The 21,256-nt window shown below is 73.9% G+C and carries 18 protein-coding genes; 9 read left to right on the forward strand and 9 right to left on the reverse strand.

What is annotated here, in order from left to right; translation table 11 throughout:
* Window positions 1-195: 195 nt before the first annotated feature.
* On the forward strand, window positions 196-1,176 hold the full coding sequence (locus tag ABEA42_RS04070; RefSeq protein WP_345501359.1) for a ParA family protein: 981 nt from the start codon (window positions 196-198) through the stop codon (window positions 1,174-1,176).
* A 53-nt stretch (window positions 1,177-1,229) separates the two neighbouring features.
* Window positions 1,230-2,483, forward strand: a complete 1,254-nt coding sequence (locus tag ABEA42_RS04075) for a ParB/RepB/Spo0J family partition protein (RefSeq protein WP_345501361.1) — start codon at window positions 1,230-1,232, stop codon at window positions 2,481-2,483.
* A 166-nt stretch (window positions 2,484-2,649) separates the two neighbouring features.
* Here ABEA42_RS04075 and ABEA42_RS04080 read toward each other — a convergent pair whose 3' ends face one another.
* The 9 genes from ABEA42_RS04080 to ABEA42_RS04120 form a co-directional block, all read right to left on the reverse strand.
* On the reverse strand, window positions 2,650-3,846 hold the full coding sequence (locus ABEA42_RS04080) for an N-acetylmuramoyl-L-alanine amidase (protein ID WP_345501363.1): 1,197 nt from the start codon (window positions 3,844-3,846) through the stop codon (window positions 2,650-2,652).
* A 301-nt stretch (window positions 3,847-4,147) separates the two neighbouring features.
* A complete protein-coding gene (gene trxA / locus ABEA42_RS04085; protein WP_345501365.1) occupies window positions 4,148-4,474 on the reverse strand; it encodes a thioredoxin in 327 nt (108 codons plus the stop codon).
* Between the two features lie 91 nt (window positions 4,475-4,565).
* Window positions 4,566-5,570, reverse strand: a complete 1,005-nt coding sequence (gene trxB, locus ABEA42_RS04090; RefSeq protein ID WP_345501366.1) for a thioredoxin-disulfide reductase — start codon at window positions 5,568-5,570, stop codon at window positions 4,566-4,568.
* A 116-nt stretch (window positions 5,571-5,686) separates the two neighbouring features.
* Window positions 5,687-6,460 (reverse strand): hypothetical protein, encoded by a 774-nt coding sequence (locus ABEA42_RS04095; protein WP_345501367.1) that lies wholly within the window; start codon window positions 6,458-6,460, stop codon window positions 5,687-5,689.
* Between the two features lie 79 nt (window positions 6,461-6,539).
* Window positions 6,540-7,088 carry an RNA polymerase sigma factor SigM gene (sigM, locus tag ABEA42_RS04100; protein ID WP_345501369.1) on the reverse strand — a complete coding sequence of 183 codons (549 nt, stop codon included), beginning with the start codon at window positions 7,086-7,088 and terminating at the stop codon, window positions 6,540-6,542.
* Window positions 7,089-7,115: 27 nt separating this feature from the next.
* Complete coding sequence (locus ABEA42_RS04105; protein WP_345501371.1) at window positions 7,116-9,077, reverse strand: protein kinase family protein; 1,962 nt, start codon at window positions 9,075-9,077, stop codon at window positions 7,116-7,118.
* A gap of 54 nt (window positions 9,078-9,131) precedes the next feature.
* On the reverse strand, window positions 9,132-10,796 hold the full coding sequence (gene murJ / locus ABEA42_RS04110; protein WP_345501373.1) for a murein biosynthesis integral membrane protein MurJ: 1,665 nt from the start codon (window positions 10,794-10,796) through the stop codon (window positions 9,132-9,134).
* The gene (locus ABEA42_RS04115) at window positions 10,793-12,910 is read right to left on the reverse strand and encodes a DUF6049 family protein (RefSeq protein ID WP_345501375.1); all 2,118 of its coding nucleotides are present in this window, start codon (window positions 12,908-12,910) and stop codon (window positions 10,793-10,795) included. Before ABEA42_RS04115 ends, murJ begins: the two co-directional genes overlap by 4 nt.
* A complete protein-coding gene (locus ABEA42_RS04120) occupies window positions 12,910-13,404 on the reverse strand; it encodes an NUDIX hydrolase (RefSeq protein ID WP_345501377.1) in 495 nt (164 codons plus the stop codon). The genes ABEA42_RS04115 and ABEA42_RS04120 overlap by 1 nt, the downstream gene beginning before the upstream one ends.
* A 98-nt stretch (window positions 13,405-13,502) precedes the next feature.
* On the opposite strand from ABEA42_RS04120, the gene ABEA42_RS04125 reads away from it, so the two are divergent.
* From ABEA42_RS04125 to ABEA42_RS04155, 7 genes are all read left to right on the forward strand, one after another.
* Window positions 13,503-14,951 (forward strand): CCA tRNA nucleotidyltransferase, encoded by a 1,449-nt coding sequence (locus tag ABEA42_RS04125; protein ID WP_345501426.1) that lies wholly within the window; start codon window positions 13,503-13,505, stop codon window positions 14,949-14,951.
* A complete protein-coding gene (locus tag ABEA42_RS04130; protein WP_345501379.1) occupies window positions 14,948-15,712 on the forward strand; it encodes a glycerophosphodiester phosphodiesterase in 765 nt (254 codons plus the stop codon). The genes ABEA42_RS04125 and ABEA42_RS04130 overlap by 4 nt, the downstream gene beginning before the upstream one ends.
* Window positions 15,713-15,899: 187 nt before the next feature.
* Window positions 15,900-16,373 carry a hypothetical protein gene (locus tag ABEA42_RS04135; protein WP_345501381.1) on the forward strand — a complete coding sequence of 158 codons (474 nt, stop codon included), beginning with the start codon at window positions 15,900-15,902 and terminating at the stop codon, window positions 16,371-16,373.
* Window positions 16,370-17,188, forward strand: coding sequence for a PP2C family protein-serine/threonine phosphatase (locus ABEA42_RS04140; protein WP_345501383.1), 819 nt, complete (start codon window positions 16,370-16,372; stop codon window positions 17,186-17,188). The genes ABEA42_RS04135 and ABEA42_RS04140 overlap by 4 nt, the downstream gene beginning before the upstream one ends.
* A complete protein-coding gene (locus ABEA42_RS04145; RefSeq protein ID WP_345501384.1) occupies window positions 17,185-18,888 on the forward strand; it encodes an FHA domain-containing protein in 1,704 nt (567 codons plus the stop codon). The genes ABEA42_RS04140 and ABEA42_RS04145 overlap by 4 nt, the downstream gene beginning before the upstream one ends.
* Window positions 18,885-20,480: a serine/threonine-protein kinase gene (locus ABEA42_RS04150; RefSeq protein WP_345501386.1), complete on the forward strand. Its 1,596-nt coding sequence runs from the start codon at window positions 18,885-18,887 to the stop codon at window positions 20,478-20,480. The genes ABEA42_RS04145 and ABEA42_RS04150 overlap by 4 nt, the downstream gene beginning before the upstream one ends.
* A complete protein-coding gene (locus ABEA42_RS04155; protein ID WP_345501388.1) occupies window positions 20,477-21,247 on the forward strand; it encodes a hypothetical protein in 771 nt (256 codons plus the stop codon). The genes ABEA42_RS04150 and ABEA42_RS04155 overlap by 4 nt, the downstream gene beginning before the upstream one ends.
* Window positions 21,248-21,256 lie beyond the last annotated feature (9 nt).

Raw genomic sequence — 21,256 nt, forward strand, 5'->3', positions numbered from 1 at the left:
TGGCCGCGGCGGCCGGGCGGCTCGTCGGCCCCGGTCGGCTGGCCGACTCCCGTCTCGGACGAGCCTGTTTCACGTGAAACGAGCGACGCGATCGACGGCGAGACGGCGAAGACTGCTCCCGCTGAGCAGCAGCGCCGCGAGGACGGTGCCGTTTCACGTGAAACGGTGAATGAGAGCCCGAGCCACCACGGCGATGTGGAAGCGGCCGATGAGGCCCTGGCCGCTGTCGTTTCACGTGAAACAGACGAGCGCGAGGAGCTGGCCTCCTCCCTGCCGACGGCGGACCACGACACCCCTCTGGCCCGCGCGGTCGCCGAGGACGCCCGGAAGCGCATCGCCCTCACAGGTCGCGTGTTCCCGAAGCCGGTGGCCACCCGCGTGCTGACCGTGGCCAACCAGAAGGGTGGGGTCGGCAAGACCACGACCACGGTCAACGTGGCGGCGGCGTTGGCCCAGGCGGGTCTCACCGTGCTGGTGATCGACATCGACCCGCAGGGGAATGCGAGCACGGCGCTCGGGATCGACCACCACGCAGAGGTGCCGAGCATCTACGACGTGCTCGTGGACGGGACGCCGATGGCGGACGTCGTGCAGGAGTGCCCGGACATCCCCGGCCTGTACTGTGCGCCCGCGACGATCGACCTGGCGGGCGCCGAGATCGAGCTGGTGTCGCTGGTGGCCCGGGAGACCAGGCTGCAACGGGCCATCACCGCCTACCTTCAGCACGCGGCCACCGCAGACCTCCCCGTGCCGGACTACGTGCTCGTGGACTGCCCTCCTAGCCTGGGACTGTTGACGGTGAACGCCTTCGTCGCCGCCCAGGAGGTCTTCATCCCGATCCAGTGCGAGTACTACGCGCTGGAGGGGCTCTCCCAGCTCCTGAAGAACATCGAGCTCATCCGCAACCACCTCAACCCGACGTTGCACGTGTCGACCATCCTGCTGACGATGTACGACGGCCGCACGCGCCTGTCGGCCCAGGTGGCCGAGGAGGTGCGCAACCACTTCCCCGACCAGGTCCTGCGCAACACGGTGCCCCGCTCGGTACGGATCTCCGAGGCGCCGAGCCACGGGCAGACTGTGATGACGTACGACCCGAACTCCAGCGGCGCCCTGTCCTACCTCGGCGCGGCTGCCGAGCTCGCCGACCGGGGCGCGGCCCCCACCAGCGCCTGAGCGATACCAGACCTCCCACCACCGATCCCGCAGAAGACGAGAAGGACCACCACATGAGCGAGAAGCGCCGCGCCCTCGGCCGGGGCCTGGGTGCCCTCATCCCCAACGCCCCCACCTCCCCGACGGGACGCCCGGTGGACGTCTTCTTCCCCGACCAGCGCCTCCAGCCCAGCACTGACAAGGATCCCTCCGCGACGGTGCCTGCCGCAGTGCCGTCCGAGGCCGACGGGGCGGGGACGGACAGCGGCGCCAACGGCGGCGCCCGGGCCGGCGCCAACGGTGAGGGTGCGGCCGAGGACGGCGCGACCGAGCGCGGCACTGCTGGGAACGGCAGTGACGGGACCGAGGGCGAAGGCACCGACCTGCGGGCCGACGGTGCCGCACCGGCCGAGGCAGGCCTCTCCGGCTCCAGTGAGGGCGCGCCCAGCGACGACGAGCCGGCGCGTGAGGGACTGGCCCCCGTGCCGGGGGCCTCCTACGGCGACCTGCCGATCCTGTCGATCCGGCCGAACCCCAAGCAGCCCCGCGCCGTGTTCGACGAGGACGACATGGCCGAGCTCGTGCACTCGATCCGAGAGATCGGGGTGCTGCAGCCGGTCGTCGTGCGCCCCATTCCTGCAGGTCAGGGGCCTGACGAGCTCGACAGCGCTCCTGAGGGCGTGCGCTACGAGCTCATCATGGGTGAGCGCCGGTGGCGTGCCTCGCAGGAGGCCGGCAAGGCGACGATCCCGGCGATCGTCAAGGAGACCGACGACGACGACCTCCTGCGCGACGCCCTCCTGGAGAACCTGCACCGCAGCCAGCTCAACGCGCTCGAGGAGGCCGCGGCCTACCAGCAGCTGCTCGAGGACTTCGGGTGCACCCACGACGAGCTGGCCGGGCGCATCGGGCGGTCGCGACCGCAGATCTCCAACACGCTGAGGCTGCTCAAGCTGCCGCCGCTCGTGGCACGCCGCGTCGCGGCCGGGGTGCTGTCGGCCGGGCACGCTCGGGCGCTGCTGTCGCTCGACGACGCAGCAGGGATGGAGCGCTTGGCCCAGCGGATCGTCGCGGAGGGCCTCTCCGTGCGCAACGTCGAGGAGATCGTCGCCCTCGGCGGCGACCAGGAGCGGCCGGCGCCGCGGCGGCCGCGGGCGGGCAACCGGCACCCGCAGCTGGACGACCTCGCCGCCCGTCTCTCCGACCGCTTCGACACCCGCGTCAACATCGCGCTGGGTCAGCGCAAGGGCAAGCTGACGGTGGAGTTCGCCTCGGTCGAGGACCTCAACCGCATCGTCGACCTGTTGGGCGTCGACCGCAGCGCCTGAGCCCGGCGTCGGGTGGATGTTTCACGGGAAACATCCACCCGCAGGCCCACCCACCACGGCGGTCTCGACGACTCCCTGGGCGCCAGGGCCGCCCAGGGCAACGAACGAAAGCCGTTGTGCTGCTTGGTGATTCGCGCGTCAGGAGTGCGCGGCGAGAACGCTCGCGTCAGGAGTGCGCAGCGAGGTAGGCGCGCAGGTCGCCGAGCTGCAGGACGCCCGTGGTGGCGGTGTCGTCGTCCCCCAAGTAGAGGCGCTGGAGGCTGACGAGGACCGCCTCGGCGATCGTGTCGCGGAACGCCGGGTCGGCCAGGCGCTCGGCGTCGACGGGGTGGGAGAGGTACCCGGCCTCGATCCGCACCGCCGGCATCGTGGTCTGCTGGAGCAGCGCCCAGGAGCGGCCGTGCGAGCGGCAATTGGCCAGCCCGGTGCGGGCGACGATCTCACGCAGCACGAGGTCGGCCAGGTGCTCGCCGATGGCGGACCAGGAGGTCCTGCGGTCGCGGCCGAAGAAGAAGGTGGCCACCCCGCTGGCGTCGGCCACGTCGTGGGAGTCGCAGTGCAGCGAGAGCAGGAGGTCGGCGCCGGCAGCGTTGGCGATCGCGGCCCGCTCCTCCTCGGTGGGGCTGCTGTGCTGGGTGCGCGTGTAGACCACGGACACGCCGATGGCCGTGAGGCGGCCCTCGATGCGGCGCGCGAGGTCCATCACCAGGTCGGACTCGACCAGCGCGTTCGCCGCGGCCCCGCTGTCGGCACCCCCGTGACCGGGGTCGAGCACGACGGTGCGGCCGCTGAGGTTGTGGCCGGCGCGGCGTACCCGCTCCCGCTCGCGCAGCACGGTGGCCGAGCCGCCCGAGACCGACCGGCGGAGGTCCTCGAACGCCCGCAGCGTCTCCGGGCCCACGGAACCGTCGCCCGGCAGGCCGTAGGCACGCTGGAAGCTGCGCACGGCGCGCTCGGTCTCGGGACCGAAGCGACCGTCGGCACGGCCTGCGGCGAAGCCCAGAGTGTTGAGCCGCTCCTGGAGGGCGGCGACGTCCTCGCCGCGCTGCAGGTGGCCGGGGGTGTGCACGAGGATGCGGTCGCCGAGGGACCAGCGGGCGCCGTCGATCGCGCCGAACGTCTCGACGCCTACGACGCCGTCGACGATGAGGCCCTTGTGCTGCTGGAAGGCCCGGACTGCGCGCTCGAGCGCCCGGTCGAACACGTCAGGGGATTTGTCCACAGCGTCGTCCACAGGTGCGTCGAGCAGGCCACGCAGCTCTGGCAGGTCGTCGGAGGCGAGGGCTGCCAGGCGCGTGCGCACGTCGAGGACGGCGGCGCCGCGGCTGCCGAGGCCGAGCAGACCGTTCTTGCTGTCGGACACGCAGCCTCCAAGGGGGACAGGGACGTTTGTGCAGGTCAGGGGTATCTGGTGCGGATCGGGCTGTCCGCGTGCAGAGGTCGAGCGTAGGTCAGGGTCCCGGGTTCATCCAACCGCAGTACGCCGGGTGGACGAGTGCCGAGTCGCCCCTGGGGTCCCGCTCGTGCCCGAGGTCCGGCGCCGGCACGCGCCGTACGCCGCCGTGGCGGGGTGTGGACAGCGCACCGGGCCGGGGACGGGGGCCACATGTAGCGTGCCGGCCGCCCCACGGGGGCGACCGGCACGTGCTGCCGTGGCCGCTCGGTCAGCCGAGGTAGTCGGCCAGCTCGCGGACGAGCTTCGGCTTGGGCATGGCGCCCACGAGGGTCTTGACGACCTCGCCGTTGACGTAGACGTTGAGCGTCGGGATGCCGGTGATGCCGTAGCGCGAGCTCACCTGGACGTTCTCGTCGGTGTTGAGCTTCACGATGTCGATCTTGTCGGCGTGCGCGACAGCGAGCTCCTCCAGGACGGGGGCGACGGCGCGGCACGGACCGCACCAGGGCGCCCAGAAGTCGACGAGGACGGGCTTGTCGTTCTGGAGGACGTCTGCCTCGAAGGTGGCGTCCGTGGTGTCCTTGATGGCTCCCACTCGGGGGCTCCTTTCGGTGGTGCTGCTGGTTGGGGATCTGGGGTGGTCGCGGTGGTGCGGCCCGACCGGCGTGAGCAGGGCGGGCGGGGCGTCAGTGCGTGAGCGCCGGCGCCTCGGTGAGGGCGGCGTCGGGGTTGGGGGAGCCGGCGTGCTCCTGGTCGGCGAGGAACCGCTCCGCGTCGAGGGCGGCCGCACAGCCGGAGCCCGCCGCGGTGATGGCCTGGCGGTAGGTGTGGTCGACGAGGTCGCCCGCGGCGAACACGCCGGGCAGGTTGGTGAGGGTGCTGCGGCCCTGGACGAGCACGTAGCCCTCGTCGTCGAGGTCGACGACGCCCTTGACGAGCTCGTTGCGCGGGTCGTGGCCGATGGCGACGAACAGGCCGGTGACGGGCAGCTCGCGGGTCTCACCGGTGACGGTGTCGCGCAGCGTGACACCGGTCAGCTTGTCCTCACCGTGGATGGCGTCGACGGCGGAGTTCCAGGCGAACCGGATCTTGTCGTTGGACAGGGCGCGCTCGGCCATGATCTTGGAGGCGCGAAGCTCGTCGCGGCGGTGGACGATGGTCACCGTCCGGGCGAACTTGGTGAGGAACGTGGCCTCCTCGACCGCGGAGTCGCCGCCGCCGACGACCGCGATGTCCTGGTCGCGGAAGAAGAACCCGTCGCAGGTCGCGCACCACGAGACGCCGTGGCCCGAGAGCCGCTTCTCGTCGGGGAGCCCGAGCTCGCGGTAGGCCGAGCCCATCGCGAGGATGACGGCGCGGGCGCGGTAGGTGTTGCCCTCGGCGTCGACCACGGTCTTGACGTCACCGTCGAGCTCGACCGACTCGACGTCGTCGGTGATGATCTCGGCGCCGAAGCGCTCGGCCTGGGCCCGCATGTTCTCCATGAGGTCCGGGCCCATGATGCCCTCGCGGAACCCGGGGAAGTTCTCCACCTCCGTGGTGTTCATGAGCGCGCCACCGGCGGTGACGGCGCCCTCGAACAGCAGCGGCTGGAGGTTGGCCCGGGCGGCGTACACGGCGGCGGTGTACCCGGCCGGCCCGGAGCCGATGATGATCAGACTGCGGATGTCAGCAGGTGCGGTGGTGCTCACGCGGCTACAGCCCCTTGTGGTCGGGAAGGCGGTGCACCGCTACATACGGTGCCGATGTCTGCAACCGATCGTAGGGCCTGGATGTTCCGCGCCGGCAGGCGGCAGGCCGGTGCCGGTCAGCGGATCCGTACCGGTCCGGCGAGGGCCCTGGCGTGCGTGGCGTCGCACCAGGTGGGCACGGCGTACGCGTCCTGGCCGGTGTCGCTGCTGACCACGGCGACCACGGCCCGCGAGCCGTCGAAGGTGGCGACGTCACCCACCACGGGCATCCACGCGGGCACCCCCATGGCGGTGAGGCACTCGCGGAGCCCGGCGGCGTCGAGCGCACCGGTCGCGCGGCCCTGGCCAGCCGATCCCGGGGAGGACCCGTCGAAGGGCCCCAACATCGTGGTGCGCGCCTGCTCGGCGAGCTCGGAGGACGTGTACCCGGTGCCGGTCGCCACCATGGTGACGGTGCCCACGGCGCTGGTGGCCCGCGCGCCCGACCCCGAGGAGCCGGGCGCGGCAGGGGTGAAGGAGGCGATCGGTGGCGCGACCTTCTCGGCGGAGCTCGCGGCAGCGCCGGACTGGTCCGAGGAGCGGCTGAGCGACGCCATGACGTCCTGCGGACCGGTCCCGAGGAGGGCGGGGACCCCGACGGCGAGGCCCGCGACGGCGGCGGCGACCAGGCCGTACTTCTGCCAGCCGGGGACCCGACGGCGCATCGGCACCACGCTGGAGCCCTGCCCGCGGGCCGCCTGCTCCGCCGCGATGGAGGCGTTGATGCGGTCGACGAGGTCGGCCGGCATGGGCCCGGGGTCGCCGAGGCCCGACAGCAGTGCCCGGATGCCGGTCGGGTCGTCCGCGTCGCGGTCCTCGGGTCCACGAGGAGGGACGGGCGGGGTGCTCACCACGACAACCTCCTCGGTGCGACGGGGAATGAGGACGGGACCTGCCGGTGGGCACGGCGGTTGCTCCATGGGTACGACGTCACGGCTGCCCCGATCGTTCCCGCAGCATCGCGGCGAGGGCCTCACGTCCACGGCTGCACCGGGACTTCACGGTGCCCTCGGCCACCTCGAGGACCAGGGCCGCCTCGGCGACGGACATGCCGTGCATGTCGACCAGGACGAGGGCGAGGCGCTGGCCCTCGGGGAGGCGGGCGAGCGCCTCCCGGACGTCCAGCCGGGTCTCGAGGGAGGCGTGGGCGTCGCGGCGGTCGGCCAGCTCGTGCTCGGGCAGCTGGGAGGTCGGCTTGTCGCGGCGCAGGCGGTCGAGGCAGGCGTTGACGACGATCCGGTGCAGCCAGGTGGTCACCGCCGCGTCGCCCCGGTAGGAACCGGCCCTGCGGAACGCGGAGATGAACGCGTCCTGCACGCAGTCGGAGGCCAGCTCGCGGTTGCCGGTGGTGCGCAGCGCCACGGCCCACATGCGGTCGCGGTGGCGCCGGAAGAGCTCCCCGAACGCGTCGGGGTGGCCCTCGACGTGCAGCCTGACCAGCTCGCGGTCGTCGCGTTCGTGCAGGGGCCGGTGGTCCATGGGTGTGCCGCCTGCTCGCCGGGGCGGCTAGCGGACCGAGACCTCGGCCAGCGTGGCGCGGAACCGACCGTCGGCGACCTTGGAGACGGAGGTGAACCAGACGAAGACGTACTGGCCGTCCACCGGCTTGTCGGCCTTGAGGGTGATCTCGCCCTTCTTGCCCTTCGAGGTGCCGATCACCGTGGTGTTGTCGCGCGTGCGGTCCTGGCCGACGAACACCGTGACGTCGGAGGCGTCGGGCAGCACGAGGTCGACCTGGGAGATCTTGTGGACCTGGCCGAGGTCGACCCGGACGCCGACGCCCTTCTTCAGGCCGCCGAGGTTGGCGCTGGCATAGCCCTCGGAGCTCCAGAAGGTGTCCGTCTTGCCGTCGAAGACGCGGGGCGCCTCGCTGTTGCGCTCGGCGTTGTCGCCCTCGGGGTCGAAGCCGGTGGCGCTGAGGATGGCGAACGGCTCACCGGCGGAGGCGGTGCCGCTCGGGGCGCTCGAGCTCCCGCTGGGGGTCACGGTGGCCGTCGGTGCGGTGACCGTAACGGTGTTGCGGGGGGTCTTCGTGCCCAGCCCGAGGTCGGTCCTGGAACCGATCCGCGACGCTCCCCAAAAGCCGAACAGGGTGACCACCACGAGGAAGGCGGCCATGATCGCGAGCACGATCTTGGACTGGTCGCGGGTCGGGGCCTCGGCCGTCTCCGGCGGCAGCATGGGCAGCGGCGGGTCGAGCAGGTCGGGTCCGTCGACGAACGCCTCGTCGAGGCTGATCCGCCGCTGCTCGGCCTGGCGCTCGGCAGCCTCGCGGGCGGCCTTGCGCTCGGCGGCCTTGTCGGCAGCGGCCTTCGCGAACGACCCCACGCGGTGGGCGGCCGCACCAGCGGCGTGCCCGGCAGCCTGGCCGGCTGCACCGAGGGCGGTCCCGACCGCTGCGGCCGTGGCGGCGGCGCCGGCGGCGGCACCGCCGTGCTCCTCGCCGGCCGGTCCGGGTGCGTCCTCGGGGTGGCCGCCGGCGCCCGGGGCGGGGACCACGTGGGTGGCCTGGTCGTACGGTGCGCCCGCACCGCTCGCTGCGCCGCCGGCAGCGGCTGCGCCCGCTGGTCCCGCTCCGGTGCCGTGGGCTCCCTCGTCACCCCGCTCGGCGCGCAGGCCGCTGCGCTCGAGGTCGGCGACGGGCAGGGCCACGGTCCGGGCCAGGCCGTCGTCGGCCTCGCGGGGGGCGCTGCCCCCGAGCCCGACCACCTGCGTGGGGGCCCAGGGCGCGATCTGGGCGGCGAAGTCGCCCGGGGTGAGGGGACCCTGGTCGTCGTTGAGCGTGAGCCGGCACAGCGCGTCGAGGTCGCCGGGCACCCCGGCGGCGATCTCCGAGGGGGCGGGGACGCCCCCGACCACGTGCGGCGCGGCCTCCAGGCCCGGTACCGAGCCGGGCAGCGGCCAGCGGCTGGTCAGGGCTGCGTACGTGATCGCGACGACACCCACGGCGTCGAGGCGCGCTGCGGCGGCGGAGGGGACGTCCTCCTGCGAGGCGATCGCGGCAGCCGTCGCGACCCCGCGCACCTTGATGGTGCCGTCGGAGGAGCGCAGGACGGCGTGGGGGGTCAGGCGCAGGTGGTGCAACCCGCGGGACCGGGCGGCCTCGAGGCCGGTGGCCGCCTCACCGGCGATGCGTCGGGCCTCCTCGGCGGGCAGGCCGCCCTGCTCGAGCACCTGGGCGAGGGTGTGCGACTCGGGGATGGCCTCCTCGACGAAGAAGGCGATGCCGTCGGACCGGCCGACGTCCAGGACCCGGACCAGGCGGTGGTTGTCGAGCCCGGCTGCGCGCCGGGCGGCGTCGAGGGTCGCGGCTGCGTGGCCCTCGTCCTCGCCGAAGCACACGACGACGACGTCGCGCTCCAGGGTCAGGTCGTGGGCGGACCACCGCTCGGCCCTCGGCAGCTGCTCGAGCCGGCGCTGCACTGCGTAGCGGCCGCCCAGCACCGTCGAAGGCCCAACCCCGTGCACTGTGCCTCCTCGTGAGTCGCCGCTGCGCTGCGCTGTCATCCTAGGGTCTGGCCCTCAGGCGGGGCGACGACGCAGCCGTCGCGTCACCGGGTCGAGCAGCTGCCCGACCTCCTCGACCCGGAGGGTGTGCGCCACCCCCAGGGCGACGGCCACGAACACCCCGCCGCCCAGGGCCAGCTCGACCGCGGCGCCGGACCAGCGTTCGGCGTCCACCCCGAGCCGGCCCAGCAGCCACACCAGGACCAGCGTGGGCACAGCCGCCACGAGGGAGGCGACGGCCAGGCGCACGTAGACGCGCACGGCCGGCGCGAGCCGCAACGGGCCGAGGCGGCGACGCAGCAGCGCGAAGCCCACCAGGGCAGCCGCCAGGTTGCTGACGGTCTGGCCGAGCCCGACGATCACACCCGCGCGAGAGGGCGCGGCGACCAGGGCGGTGAGGTTGATGGCGCAGGCCACCACGGTCACGAGGACCTGGAGAAGGAACGGGGTCTTCGCGTCCTCGTAGGCGTAGAACACGCGCTGCACGAGGTAGAGCCACCCGAAGGGGACGAGCCCGGTCATCATCGCCACCATCACCCCGGCGATCGCCATGGTCTCTGCGTGGGAGTTGCCCGGGAAGGCCGCCCTGGCCACCTGGGGCCCCAGCACCCCGACGGCCACGGTGGCGGGCAGGAGCAGCACCGCCGGCATCCGGAGGCCGCGCCCGAGGTCGCTCACCACCTCGGCGTCGTCACCGCGGTGCGCCGACTGGGACAGCCGGGTGAACAGGGCCGTGACCAGGCTGACGGTGAACAGCGAGTGGGGGAGCATGAAGAGAAGGAAGGCGTAGCCGTACGCGGAGATGCCGGCCCCGACCTCGTGGCGCTCGGCGAGCAGGTCGCCCGCCCGGGTCATGACCTTGGACGTCACGATGAACCCGAGCTGGCTCACGGCGACCGCGGCGAACGTCCACACGGCGACCCGGGAGGCGGAACCGAGGCCGACGCCCCGGAAACCCCAGACGGGCCGGTAGCGGAACCCGATGCGGCGCAGCGGAAGCCACAGGGCCACGGCTTGGGCCACTACGCCGAGGGTGGCGGAACCCGCCAGGAGCAGGACCATGGGGCCGGTCCACTGCTCGACGGGGACGTTCTTGGTGTACGCCAGGCGGAACCAGACGAGCCCGACGATCCCGACGAGGTTGGCCAGGACGGGGGCCCACATGTAGGCGGCGAACCTGCCGCGCGCGTTGAGCACCTGGCCGAGCAGCGTGTAGAGGCCGTAGAAGAAGACCTGGGGCAGGCAGATGAGGGCGAAGGCGGTGGCCAGGCCCAGGGTCGTCGAGCCCCAGCCCTGGGAGAACAGCCGCACCAGCAGCGGCGCCGCCGCGGTGACGACCAGGGTCGCGCCGAGCAGCAGGGCCAGCGAGAGGGTGATCAGGCGGTTGACGAACCGGTCGCCGCCGTCCGCGTGGGTCGAGGCCTTGGTGATCTGCGGGACGAGGACCGCGTTGAGGACGCCCCCGGCGAGCAGCAGGTAGAACTGGTTGGGCAGGGTGTTGGCCACCTGGAACGTGTCGGCGGCGAGGCCGATGCCGACGGCCGAGGCGAGCAGCGCCGCCCGGGCGAACCCGAGCAGCCGCGACACGATCGTGCCGGCCGCCATGACGGCGCTGGAGCGGGCGAGGGACCCCTCGGGCGCCTGGTCCTCGGCGCTCGCCTCCGGGGAGGTGTCGCTCATCCGGAAGCCTCCACGGGGTGGGTGTCGGGGACGGGGTGGTCGTCGCGGTCCGGCCGGCGCCGGACGGTGCGCACGATACCGAGGGCGAGGATCAACGCCGCGATCCCGCCCAGCGCCGCGTACACCCACTTGCCCGTCGGGGTGACCCGGACCATGACGTCGGCACCCTGTCCGACCACGGTGCCGTCGGGGGTCGTCAGGGTGGTGCGCAGGGGCACGAGACCGGCCGCGAGGGCGGTGACGCTGACGCTGACCGTGGCCCGGCTGTGCGGGCCGATGCGCAGCACCGGGGGCTGGCTGTCGATGCGCAGGCGCGGGTTGGACGCCTCCACCAGGAGCTTGACGTTGTCGACCGGCACGTCGAGGTCGTTGGTGACGGTGATCTGCAGGCGCCCGGAGTCGGCGAGGAAGTTGATGGTGCCCGCGGCGACCTTGACGGCGGTCGTCGTCTGCCGGGTCGCGGTGTTGACCCGGCCGCTCAGGGTGTTCCAGGCCGTGGGGGCAGAGCGCCAGCGGGTCGAGGCCAGCTGTTCGGCGGCGCGGGTCCAGGTGCGGGCGAACGCGTCACCGTCGTCGCGGATCTGCGCGACGCCGCGCACCGTGCGCAGGGTGCCCTCGAGGTCGCTGATGCGGGAGGGCGTGAGCACCGGCCGGCTGGTGGCGGTTGCCGGGGTCGTGGGGCGCGTCACGGGTGCCGCGGCGGTGGGGGCGGTACGGCGCGCGGCCTCGAGCTCGGCCTCGGTGCCGGTGGGGGTCAGCCACGGGATAGCGGAGACGGTGGACAGGAACTTCTTGGCCGCGGTGGGGTCGGGGTTGAAGGACCGGGGGGCGGCGACGAAGACCGCGCGCCCGGACGTGCCGGGGAGCTCGTTGAGCAGGGCGGCCGACTCGGCCACGAACTGCTGGGTGCTGAGCACGCCCTCCTGCGCCGACCGGGTGTGCCCGAGCAACGTGCTCAGCGAGTCGTCGTAGGCGAGCAGCGGCAGGCCGGTGCTGCTGCGCTGGGCCGCGCCCGGTGTCTGGCCGGCGAGCCCCGGGGGGAGGGCCGAGGTCGAGGCGACCTGGGCCGCCAGCGCGGGCACCCGGAACAGGCGGCGCAACCCGGTCTCGGCACGCACCGTGTAGGTCCCGTCAGCCGGCCAGGCGATGTCGGCCCGGCCGTGGATCTGCTCCGCCACGTCGGCGGACCGCCCCACCAACGACTCGAAGAGGCCCTCGGCGCTGCCCTGGCCCGCGACGGCGCCGAGGTCGGCGTCGGTGTCGGGCAGCACCCACGGGGTGTGCAGCGTGGACGCGGAGGTGATGCGCAGCTCGGTGGCGGTCCGCAGGGCGCTCTCCCGGGAGCCGGTGGCCCCGGTGTCGGCCGGGGCGGGCAGCAGGCTCGGGGTGAGCGTCGGGTCGAGGGCCCAGGTGACGGGGGCGTCCTGGGTGGCGTCCAGCACCCGGCTGAGGCGCGAGGAGGGACTCAGCGCGGAGGTCCAGGCGCTCTCCCGGGCAGTGCCGGGGGCCCCGAAGAGGTCGGGGTCCGGGTCGAGCGTCAGCGGGACGGCGAACGCGACGGACATCGGCTGGTACTGCTTGATCCGCTGGTACCCGGCGAAGGTCCGTACCGCGCTCGCCCCCGACTCCACGCTCAGGGGCAGCGCACCGTACGTCGCGTCGGTGCGCAGGCTCGCGAGGCCGGTCACCTTGACGCGGAACGCCGCGGCCGTGCCCGGCGCCACCGTCCCGGCCAGCCGGGCCTGGCCGACGACCGTGCCCTGCGCCGGCCCGGTGGCGGCCGCCCAGTCGCGCACCGCTTGGCGTGCGTCGGGGGCCGCCGGGTAGCTGCCGGCGACGACCCGCACGAGCGGCCGGTTGAGCGGCGTGGTGCCGTCGTTGCGGAGGGTCCCGGTGACGGTGAGGGTGTCGCCCGGGGTGACCACGGCGGGGCTCATGGCGGTCAGCTGGAGGGTGGCGCCGCCGGCGGACGCGGCAGGGCGGACCGAGGGCAGCGCGGCAGCGGCCCCGGCGGCGGGTGCGGGGTCGGCCGACGCCCCCGGGACCGCGACTGTGGCCGCGGGCAGGGTGAGCACTGCCGCGGCGAGCACGCGGCATATCGGGGACCGGGCCATCACCCGTCTCCGGCCAGACGGTGCCAGGCCTGACGGGCTATGCGGCGCTCGTTGGGGAAGGTGAGGTGCTCGTGGGCCTCGCGCAGCGGCAGCCAGGCGACGTCGATGGCCTCGTGGTCGGGGTCGTTGTCGATGGTGAGCCGCCCGCCGGTGGCCTCGAGGAGGTAGTGGTGGACGAACTTGTGGACGCGGTGGTCGTGGGTCGCGAACCAGTAGTCGATGGTGCCGAGCTCGGTCAGGACGCGGCCCTCGATACCGGTCTCCTCGGCGACCTCGCGGGCGGCGGTCTCGGGCAGGGTCTCCGAGCCCTCGCTGTGACCTTTGGGCAGGCACCACTCGATCCGCCCGGCCCGGTTGCGGCGCGCGATCACGGCGATCCGGGCGACCCCGTCGTGGATGTCGACGACGATGCCGCCGGCCGAGCGCTCCTCCACCGCGGGCAGCCTCGGACGGCTGGGGACCAGCCGTTCGGGGTCGCGCGCAGGGGAGCTCACCCGGCCACTCTAACGAGCGCCTAGGCTTGTCCCTCGTGTCCACCGCTGATCCCCGCGAGCCGCAGGCCGACCCCACGTCGGCCCCGCTGCCCGAGCTGATGCGACAGGCCACCGCCCACCTCGCACCCGTCGTGCCGCTGCTCACCGAGCTCGGTGGGCTCTTCGCCGCGGCGGGCCACGAGCTGGCCCTGGTCGGCGGTCCGGTGCGCGACGCGTTCCTCGGCCGGGTGTCCCCCGACCTGGACTTCACGACGAGCGCCACGCCCGACCAGACGCTGGCCGTGCTGCGCCCCTGGGCGGAGGCGCACTGGGACATCGGCCGGGAGTTCGGCACCATCGGCGCCCGCCGCGGCGGGCACACGGTGGAGGTGACGACCTACCGCGCGGACGCGTACGACGGCGAGACCCGCAAGCCCGTGGTCGCGTTCGGCGACAACCTCGAGGACGACCTCGTGCGCCGCGACTTCACCGTCAACGCGATGGCGTTGCGGCTGCCCTCGATGGAGTTCGTCGACCCGTACGGCGGCCTGGCCGACCTCGCCGCACGCCGGCTGCGCACACCGGGGACGCCAGAGCTCTCGTTCGGCGACGACCCGCTGCGGATGATGCGGGCCTGCCGGTTCGTCGCCCAGCTCCGCGTGGACGTGGCGCCGCAGGTGCGTGCCGCGATGGTGCAGATGGCGCCCTCGATCGGCATCGTCTCGGCCGAGCGGGTGCGCGACGAGCTGACCAAGCTGCTCCTCGCCCCCACGCCCCGCCCCGGCCTGCGGCTGCTCGTGGAGTCCGGGCTGGCCGACCAGGTGCTGCCCGAGCTCCCCGCGCTGCGGCTGGAGATCGACGAGCACCACCGCCACAAGGACGTCTACGAGCACTCGCTCACCGTGCTCGACCAGGCGATCGCCCTCGAGGGTCCCCCGGGCGGCCCGCCCGAGTCGGTCCCCGGGCCCGACCTCTGGCTGCGCCTCGCAGCGCTGCTGCACGACATCGGCAAGCCCGCGACGCGGCGCTTCGAGGACGGCGGCGGCGTCTCCTTCCACCACCACGAGGTCGTCGGCGCCAAGCTGGCGTCGAAGCGGCTCAAGGCGCTGCGCTTCGACAAGGACACGGTCAAGGCGGTGGCCCGGCTCACCGAGCTGCACCTGCGCTTTCACGGGTACGGCGACGGGCAGTGGACCGACTCGGCCGTGCGCCGCTACATCACCGACGCCGGCCCCCTCCTGCCGCGGCTGCACCGCCTGACCCGCTCCGACTCCACGACCCGCAACGCGAGGAAGGCGGCGCGGCTGTCCGCCACGTACGACGCCCTCGAGGTGCGCATCGCCGCGCTGCAGGAGGCCGAGGAGCTGGCGAAGGTGCGCCCGGAGCTCAACGGCAACGAGATCGCGGACGTGCTGGGTATCCGGCCGGGCCCGGTGCTGGGGCGCGCCTACTCCTTCCTCCTCGAGGTGCGCATGGACCAGGGCCCCATCGGCCGGGACGCCGCCGAGGCGGCCCTGCGGGAGTGGTGGGCGCAGCAGCCGGAGTCCACGGGACCCGGCGAGGCGTGAGGGTCTTCGGGGGGCGTCCCACGGTCCTGGGGCACCGGGGCCTGGGTCGCGACACCGTCGACGGCCACCCCGAGAACTCGCTCGGCTCGATCCTGGCGGCGGCGCAGAGCGGGCTCCGCTGGGTGGAGCTCGACGTCCGGCGCACCGGTGACGACGCGCTCGTCGTGGGGCACTACCCCACGCTCGGCGGCGCCGAGTTCGTCGCCGACCTGACCCTCGACCGGGCCCGGGAGCTCGGCGCGGTGACGCTGGGCGAGGTCCTCGACGCCCTCCCCGCAGGAACCGGCGTCAACCTCGACCTCAAGACCTCGCTCGAGGACGCCCTGCGCCCCCGGGGCTCGACCACCGCCGCCCTGCTCGGTCCGGTCGTCGTCGCCGAGGCTGCCAGGCGGCCGCTCCTCGTGTCCTCCTTCGACCCGGCTGCGCTCCTCGTCCTGCACGAGGTCGCCCCCGACGTCCCCCGGGCGCTTCTCACGTGGATCGGCTTCCCGCTGCGCAAGGCCATCCCGGCGGCCAGGCACCTCGGTGTCGACGGTGTCGCCGCCCACTGGTCCTCCTTCGGCCCCAACGCCATGGACCACTCACCCACCTTCCGCTCCGCGGAGTACTCGGTGCGGGTGGCCCACGAGGCCGGCCTCGAGGTGGTGGCGTGGTGCCCCGACGCGAAGGTGGCCAGCGAGCTGGTGCGGGCCGGCGTCGACGCCGTGGTCGTCGACGACGTGCCGACGACGCTGGCGGCGCTGCGCGGTGTCGCCGACTGAGGGGCGCGGGTCTGACCGGACTGTCGAGGTTTCCCGGTTTGCCCTCCTGTGGGAGCCTTGGCCCGACCGTGTCGGCAGGGTGGGTGATGGGGAGTGCTCCCCATGGGAGCCGGTCTGCGCCGCACCTAGCCTTGCCGGTGCGGTCGTCGGCCAGGCCGCTGGCCACTGAGCACCCCGAAAGGTCCCGATGCCCACCCTGAAGTACCCGAGCGAGCAGTTCCCCGGCCCGCCCTCGGTCACCGTCGACATCCCGGACGGGTGGTCGCCGGTGCGGGTCCCCGGCACGCTGCTGGCGGCGCGACGGGCGGAGCAGGTGGGCACGTTCGCCCCCAACCTGGTCGTCCGCGGGTTCACGCGCTCGGCGGAGTTCACCATCGGCCGGGCGCTCGCCGAGCTCAAGGCGTTCGTGGGCGAGCGGCCCGACGGTGAGATGGACGACCCCTTCGAGGTCGAGATCGACACCGTTCCCTTCGTGGGCGTCAACGTGTCGTGGACGGACGAGCAGGTCGGCGACGTGGTCCAGGCCCACCTGTTCGCCGGGGCCCGGCGAGGCCAGGTGGTCGACCTGATCCAGGTGACCGGTTCGGTGGGTGGCCCGCAGGTGGCCGACGAGTACGCCACCATCCAGGAGCTCATGCAGACCGTCCGGGTGACCCGGTGAGCACCCGGGAGGTGCACCTGTCCGGCCTCGCGCTGCGCGTCGGCGCGGCCACCGACGTCGGCCGCGTCCGTGGCCACAACGAGGACGACCTCACCACCGACGGCGCGGTCTTCGCCGTCGCCGACGGGATGGGCGGCCACGCGGCGGGTGAGGTGGCGAGCGCGATCGTCGTCGAGTGCCTGCGCGGGCTGTCCGAGCGCACCGTGCTGGTCCGCGACGACCTGGTCGCCGCGCTCACCGAGGCCAACGCCCGGATCCTGCGGTCGGTGGCGCGCCACCCCGAGCAGACGGGTATGGGGACGACCGCCGCCGGGCTCGCCGTCGTCAGCGCCGGCGGGTCCACCCACTGGGCCGTCTTCAACGTCGGCGACTCACGGGTCTACCGGTTCGTCGACGGGCGCCTGCAGCTGGTGACCGTCGACCACTCGGAGGTCCGCGAGCTCGTCGACGCCGGGCTCATCACGGAGGCCGAGGCGGCCCGCCACCCCCTGCGCAACGTCGTGACCCGCTCGCTGGGCGCCGACACCATGCCCGCCGTCGACCTGTGGGTCTTCCCGCCCCACGTGGGGGAGCGGTTCATCATCTGCTCGGACGGCCTCAACGGCGAGCTCGGCGACCGGGAGATCGCGGCGGTCCTCGCCGAGCACGACGACCCCGGCAGTGCCGCCACCGCGCTCGTCGAGGCGGCCGTCGACGCCGGCGGCCGCGACAACGTCACCGTGGTGGTCGTGGCGCTCGACCGCCGCGACGACGACGCGGACGACCTCGACGTCGACACCGCGCCGCGCAGCGAGGTCAGGAGGACCGCGACGTGACGGAGGTCCGTTTCCACGCCCCCGACCAGCCGGGATGGTCCGCCATCTCGGCCGGTGGCGTCTTCGCCCTCGTGCGCGGCAGCGACTCCGACGACGTCGTCGTGCGCGCCCGCGCAGCGGTTGGGTCGGGCGAGCTCGACGACCTGCTCGACGCCCTGACCCGCGACGGCGTGCGCACCACACCGGACTTCGTGGCGGTCCAGGACGGTGCGCCCGTGCGCGTCGTGGCCCGCGGCACCGCGTACGCCGTGATGCCGACCCCCGACGGTGAGGTCGAGATCCGCGCGGCGCGGCGGGGTCCGTGGGCCGACGAGGACGCCCCGGACGGGACCACCGTGCTCATCCTGCACTCGGGCGAGCCGCTCCCCGCGCCGCAGGGAACGTCCCTCCCCGACGGCGAGCTGAGCTCCCCGGGCGGCGCCAAGGGGTGGCAGCTGCCGGCCCGCCTGCGACGCGGGGGACCCCCGCCCGCCGGCGCGGCGACCGACTCCGGGGCGCAGGACGCGCCGTCGGTGCAGGACGTGCCGGGGTACGACTACCTCTTCGGCGCACCCGGCTCGACGGGCTCCCCGCCGTTCCTGCCCGACCACGACACCGGCACCCTGCAGGAGCCACCCATCGGCCGGGTCCCGATGGAGGAGGCCGCCGGGGTCGACCGTCCCCCGGCGCAGCCCGACCCGCGGCCCACGGAGCACACCCTCCCGCCGCCGCAGCACACCCAGCAGGGGCGCCCTGCCAACCCGCCGGCCGACGCCCCCGTCAAGGAGCCGGCTACAGGTGGACCGGCCCCCGGGAGCGGGCTGATCGAGTCGGTCCCGTGGCGCCGCGGCGGCAGCAACGTGGCCCCGGCCGACGACCCCGCCCCGGCGGCCACCCCGACCACGCAGGTGCCGGTGGTGCCCGCCGTCCCGACCCCACCCGCACCGACCCCACCCGTCGCGGCCGCACCGTCCCCGGCGCCCGCACCCGCGTCCCCGCCGGTCGAGCCGCGCCCGGATGTGCAGGGCTGGGGGGCGCAGCCCGCCGAGGCGCCGGTCCAGATGCCCGGACGCAGCGGCACCACGAGTGCCGACGCGGTCGCCGCCCCGCCGGCGCCCCCCGCTCGAGCGGGCGTCCCGTCGGACCCGACCCCGCCCCCGCCGGAGGCGCCGCAGGACACGGCCGCCCCCGAGGTGGAGTCGGCCACCGTCGACCGCGCGAGCCTGCCGGTGACCGCCACCGGCTCGATCCCGCGCGGGCCGATCGTGCTCGCGGTGCTGTGCCCCGCCGGCCACCCGAGCCCCCCGCACGCGGTGACCTGCCGGGTCTGCGACCGCGACATCCCGCCGCAGCAGCCGTTCCAGACGCCCCGGCCGCCGCTCGGGACGCTCCGCCTGTCCACCGGCGACGTCGTGACCCTCGACCGGGGGGTGCTGCTCGGCCGCGCGCCGAGGGTCAACGCCGACCTGCCCCCGGCCCAGCGACCCCACCTCGTGCGCGTCGTCAGCCGCGAGAACGACATCTCCCGCAACCACGTGGAGATCGTCCTCGAGGGCTGGCACGTGCTCGTCCGCGACCTCGGCTCCACCAACGGCACCACCGTGGCGCTGCCCGGGCAGCAGCCGGTGCGGCTGCGGCCCAGCGACAGCCAGGTGGTCGAGCCGGGCACCGTGGTGGGCATGGCCGACGAGGTCACCTTCACCTACGAGGTGCCGTCGTGACCGTGGCGACCCCTCCCGAGCTGGAGGGGCTGGTCTTCCGCGAGCTCGTGGGGTCCGGTGGCTATGCGGACGTCTACCTCTACGAGCAGCAGATGCCGCGCATGCGGGTCGCGGTGAAGGTGCTCAAGGGCGAGGGGCTCACCGACGCGATCCGGCGCCAGTTCCGCGACGAGGCCGACACCATGGCCCAGCTCGCCGACCACCCCTACATCGTCCAGGTGTTCCGGTCGGGCACGTCCACCGACGGCCGCCCCTACCTGGTCATGAAGTACTACCCGCCGCCCAACCTCGCGATGCGCTCGCGCACCGAGCGGCTCGGCGTCGAGGACGTGCTCCGGACGGGTATCCAGCTCGCCAGCGCGGTCGAGACCGCGCACCGCGCGGGCATCACCCACCGGGACATCAAGCCCGCCAACGTGCTCGTGAGCCAGTACGGGGCGCCCGGCCTCACCGACTTCGGCATCGCCGGCCAGCTCGGACACGGCGCCGCGGACGACGACGAGGACGACGTGGGCGTCAGCGTCCCGTGGGCGCCGCCGGAGGTGCTGTTCGGCCAGTCCAACGGCGACGCCAGGGCCGACGTCTACTCCCTCGCCGCCACGCTGTGGCAGCTGCTCGTGGGGCGCTCCCCGTTCGAGGTGCCCGGCGGCGACAACTCCGCCTACGGCCTCATGCCGAGGATCCGCACCGCACCCGTGCCGCCCACCGGGCGGGCGGACGTGCCTGCCTCCCTCGAGCGACTGCTGGCCCAGGCGATGGCGAAGGACCCCGACGCCCGGCCGCAGAGCGCGCTGGCGTTCGCGCGCTCCCTGCAGGAGATCGAGCAGGAGCAGCGCTTCTCCCGCACCGCCATCGTCGTCCTCGACGAGCAGGGCCAGACCACCCTCGCCGACCAGAGCGCCCCGGCGCCCGGGGCGGACGACGACCGCACCCGCGTCCGGGCCCCGCAGTCCGTCCAGGGCCAGGCGCCGGCCGCCCCGCCACGCCCACCGCGGTCGGTGGGCGGCACGACCGCGGTCACCGGCGCCCAAGGTGTCGCGGCGGCAGGCACGCACGCCACCTACGAGCGCCCAGCCCCCGACCTGCCCGACGCCGGGGGCACGGTCAGCCGCGACCGGCTCGGCACGCGTACCCCCACCGAGGAGCCCACGGCTGCACCGGCCGCCGGCCGCAACCCCGCCGTCACGCTCGCGGCGATCGCCGTGGTGGTCGTGGCCGTCGTGTTCCTGGCGTCGCAGCTCTTCGGCCGGGGCGGTGCAGGGGAGCCGTCGTACACCCCGAAGACCGTGGCGAGCCAGAGCGACGACCTCGCCCTCGACGTGCCGAGCACGCCCACCCTCGAGGCGGTGCCCGTCGCGGGCGCGGTCCGTTTCACGTGGACCTACCTCGCGCCCGAGAAGGCCGACACGTTCTTCGTCCGCACCGCGGGCGACACGAGCGGGCTGGGTGCCGCGGTCGGCAAGGGACCGCTCAGGGACGCGACCTTCACGGTCAAGGTGCCCAAGGGGAAGCAGGTGTGCGCGCAGGTGCAGGTCAACCGCAGCGGTCCGACCTCGGAGTACTCGGCAGCGACGTGCGGGAGGGCGAAGTGAGCACTGGGGGCGTGACGGTCGAGTTCTGCGGCGAGGAGTTCGCCGCCGCGAAGGGGACGCCGCTCACCATCGGGCGCACCGGCGACGTCGAGATCGACGACAACCCGTTCCTCCACCGCAGCTTCCTGCAGGTGGTCGAGGACGGCGGCCTCTGGTGGCTCACCAACGTCGGCACCACCCTCACCGCGACGGTGGCCGACAAGAAGGGCCTGTTCCAGGCGTGGCTCAACCCCGGTGCCCGGATCCCACTCGCGCTCGAGCGGTTCACCGTGTGGTTCACCGCCGGCCCGACGACCTACGACTTCGACATCATCGTCGACACCCCGGCCTTCACGGCGACCGGCACCGAGGACGTCGCCGAGGACGACACCACGGGTGAGACGACGGTCGGGCGCGTGACGTTCACCCCCGACCAGAAGCTGCTCATGGTCGCCCTCTGCGAGGGGCTGCTGCGGCGGTCGTACTCAGCTCCCGGCCAGATCCCGTCGTCGGCGGACGCAGCTGCGCGGCTGGGCTGGAAGGTCACGAAGTTCAACCGAAAACTGGACAATGTCTGTCAAAAGCTCGCCGATGCTGGTACTCGTGGACTGCACGGTGGGCCGGGGAAGCTCGCCAGCAACCGCAAGGCCCGCCTGGTCGAGCACGCCCTGTCGACCCGGCTGGTGACCGAGGCCGACCTCGCCCTGCTCGACGCGCTCGACCACGACACCACCGGTGCGGGGACGACTCACCCGCACGACGCGACCGCACCACCACGGGGGACCTAGGAGATGAGT

It is taken from the genome of Pedococcus ginsenosidimutans (genome assembly GCF_039544395.1).
GTDB lineage: Bacteria > Actinomycetota > Actinomycetes > Actinomycetales > Dermatophilaceae > Pedococcus > Pedococcus ginsenosidimutans.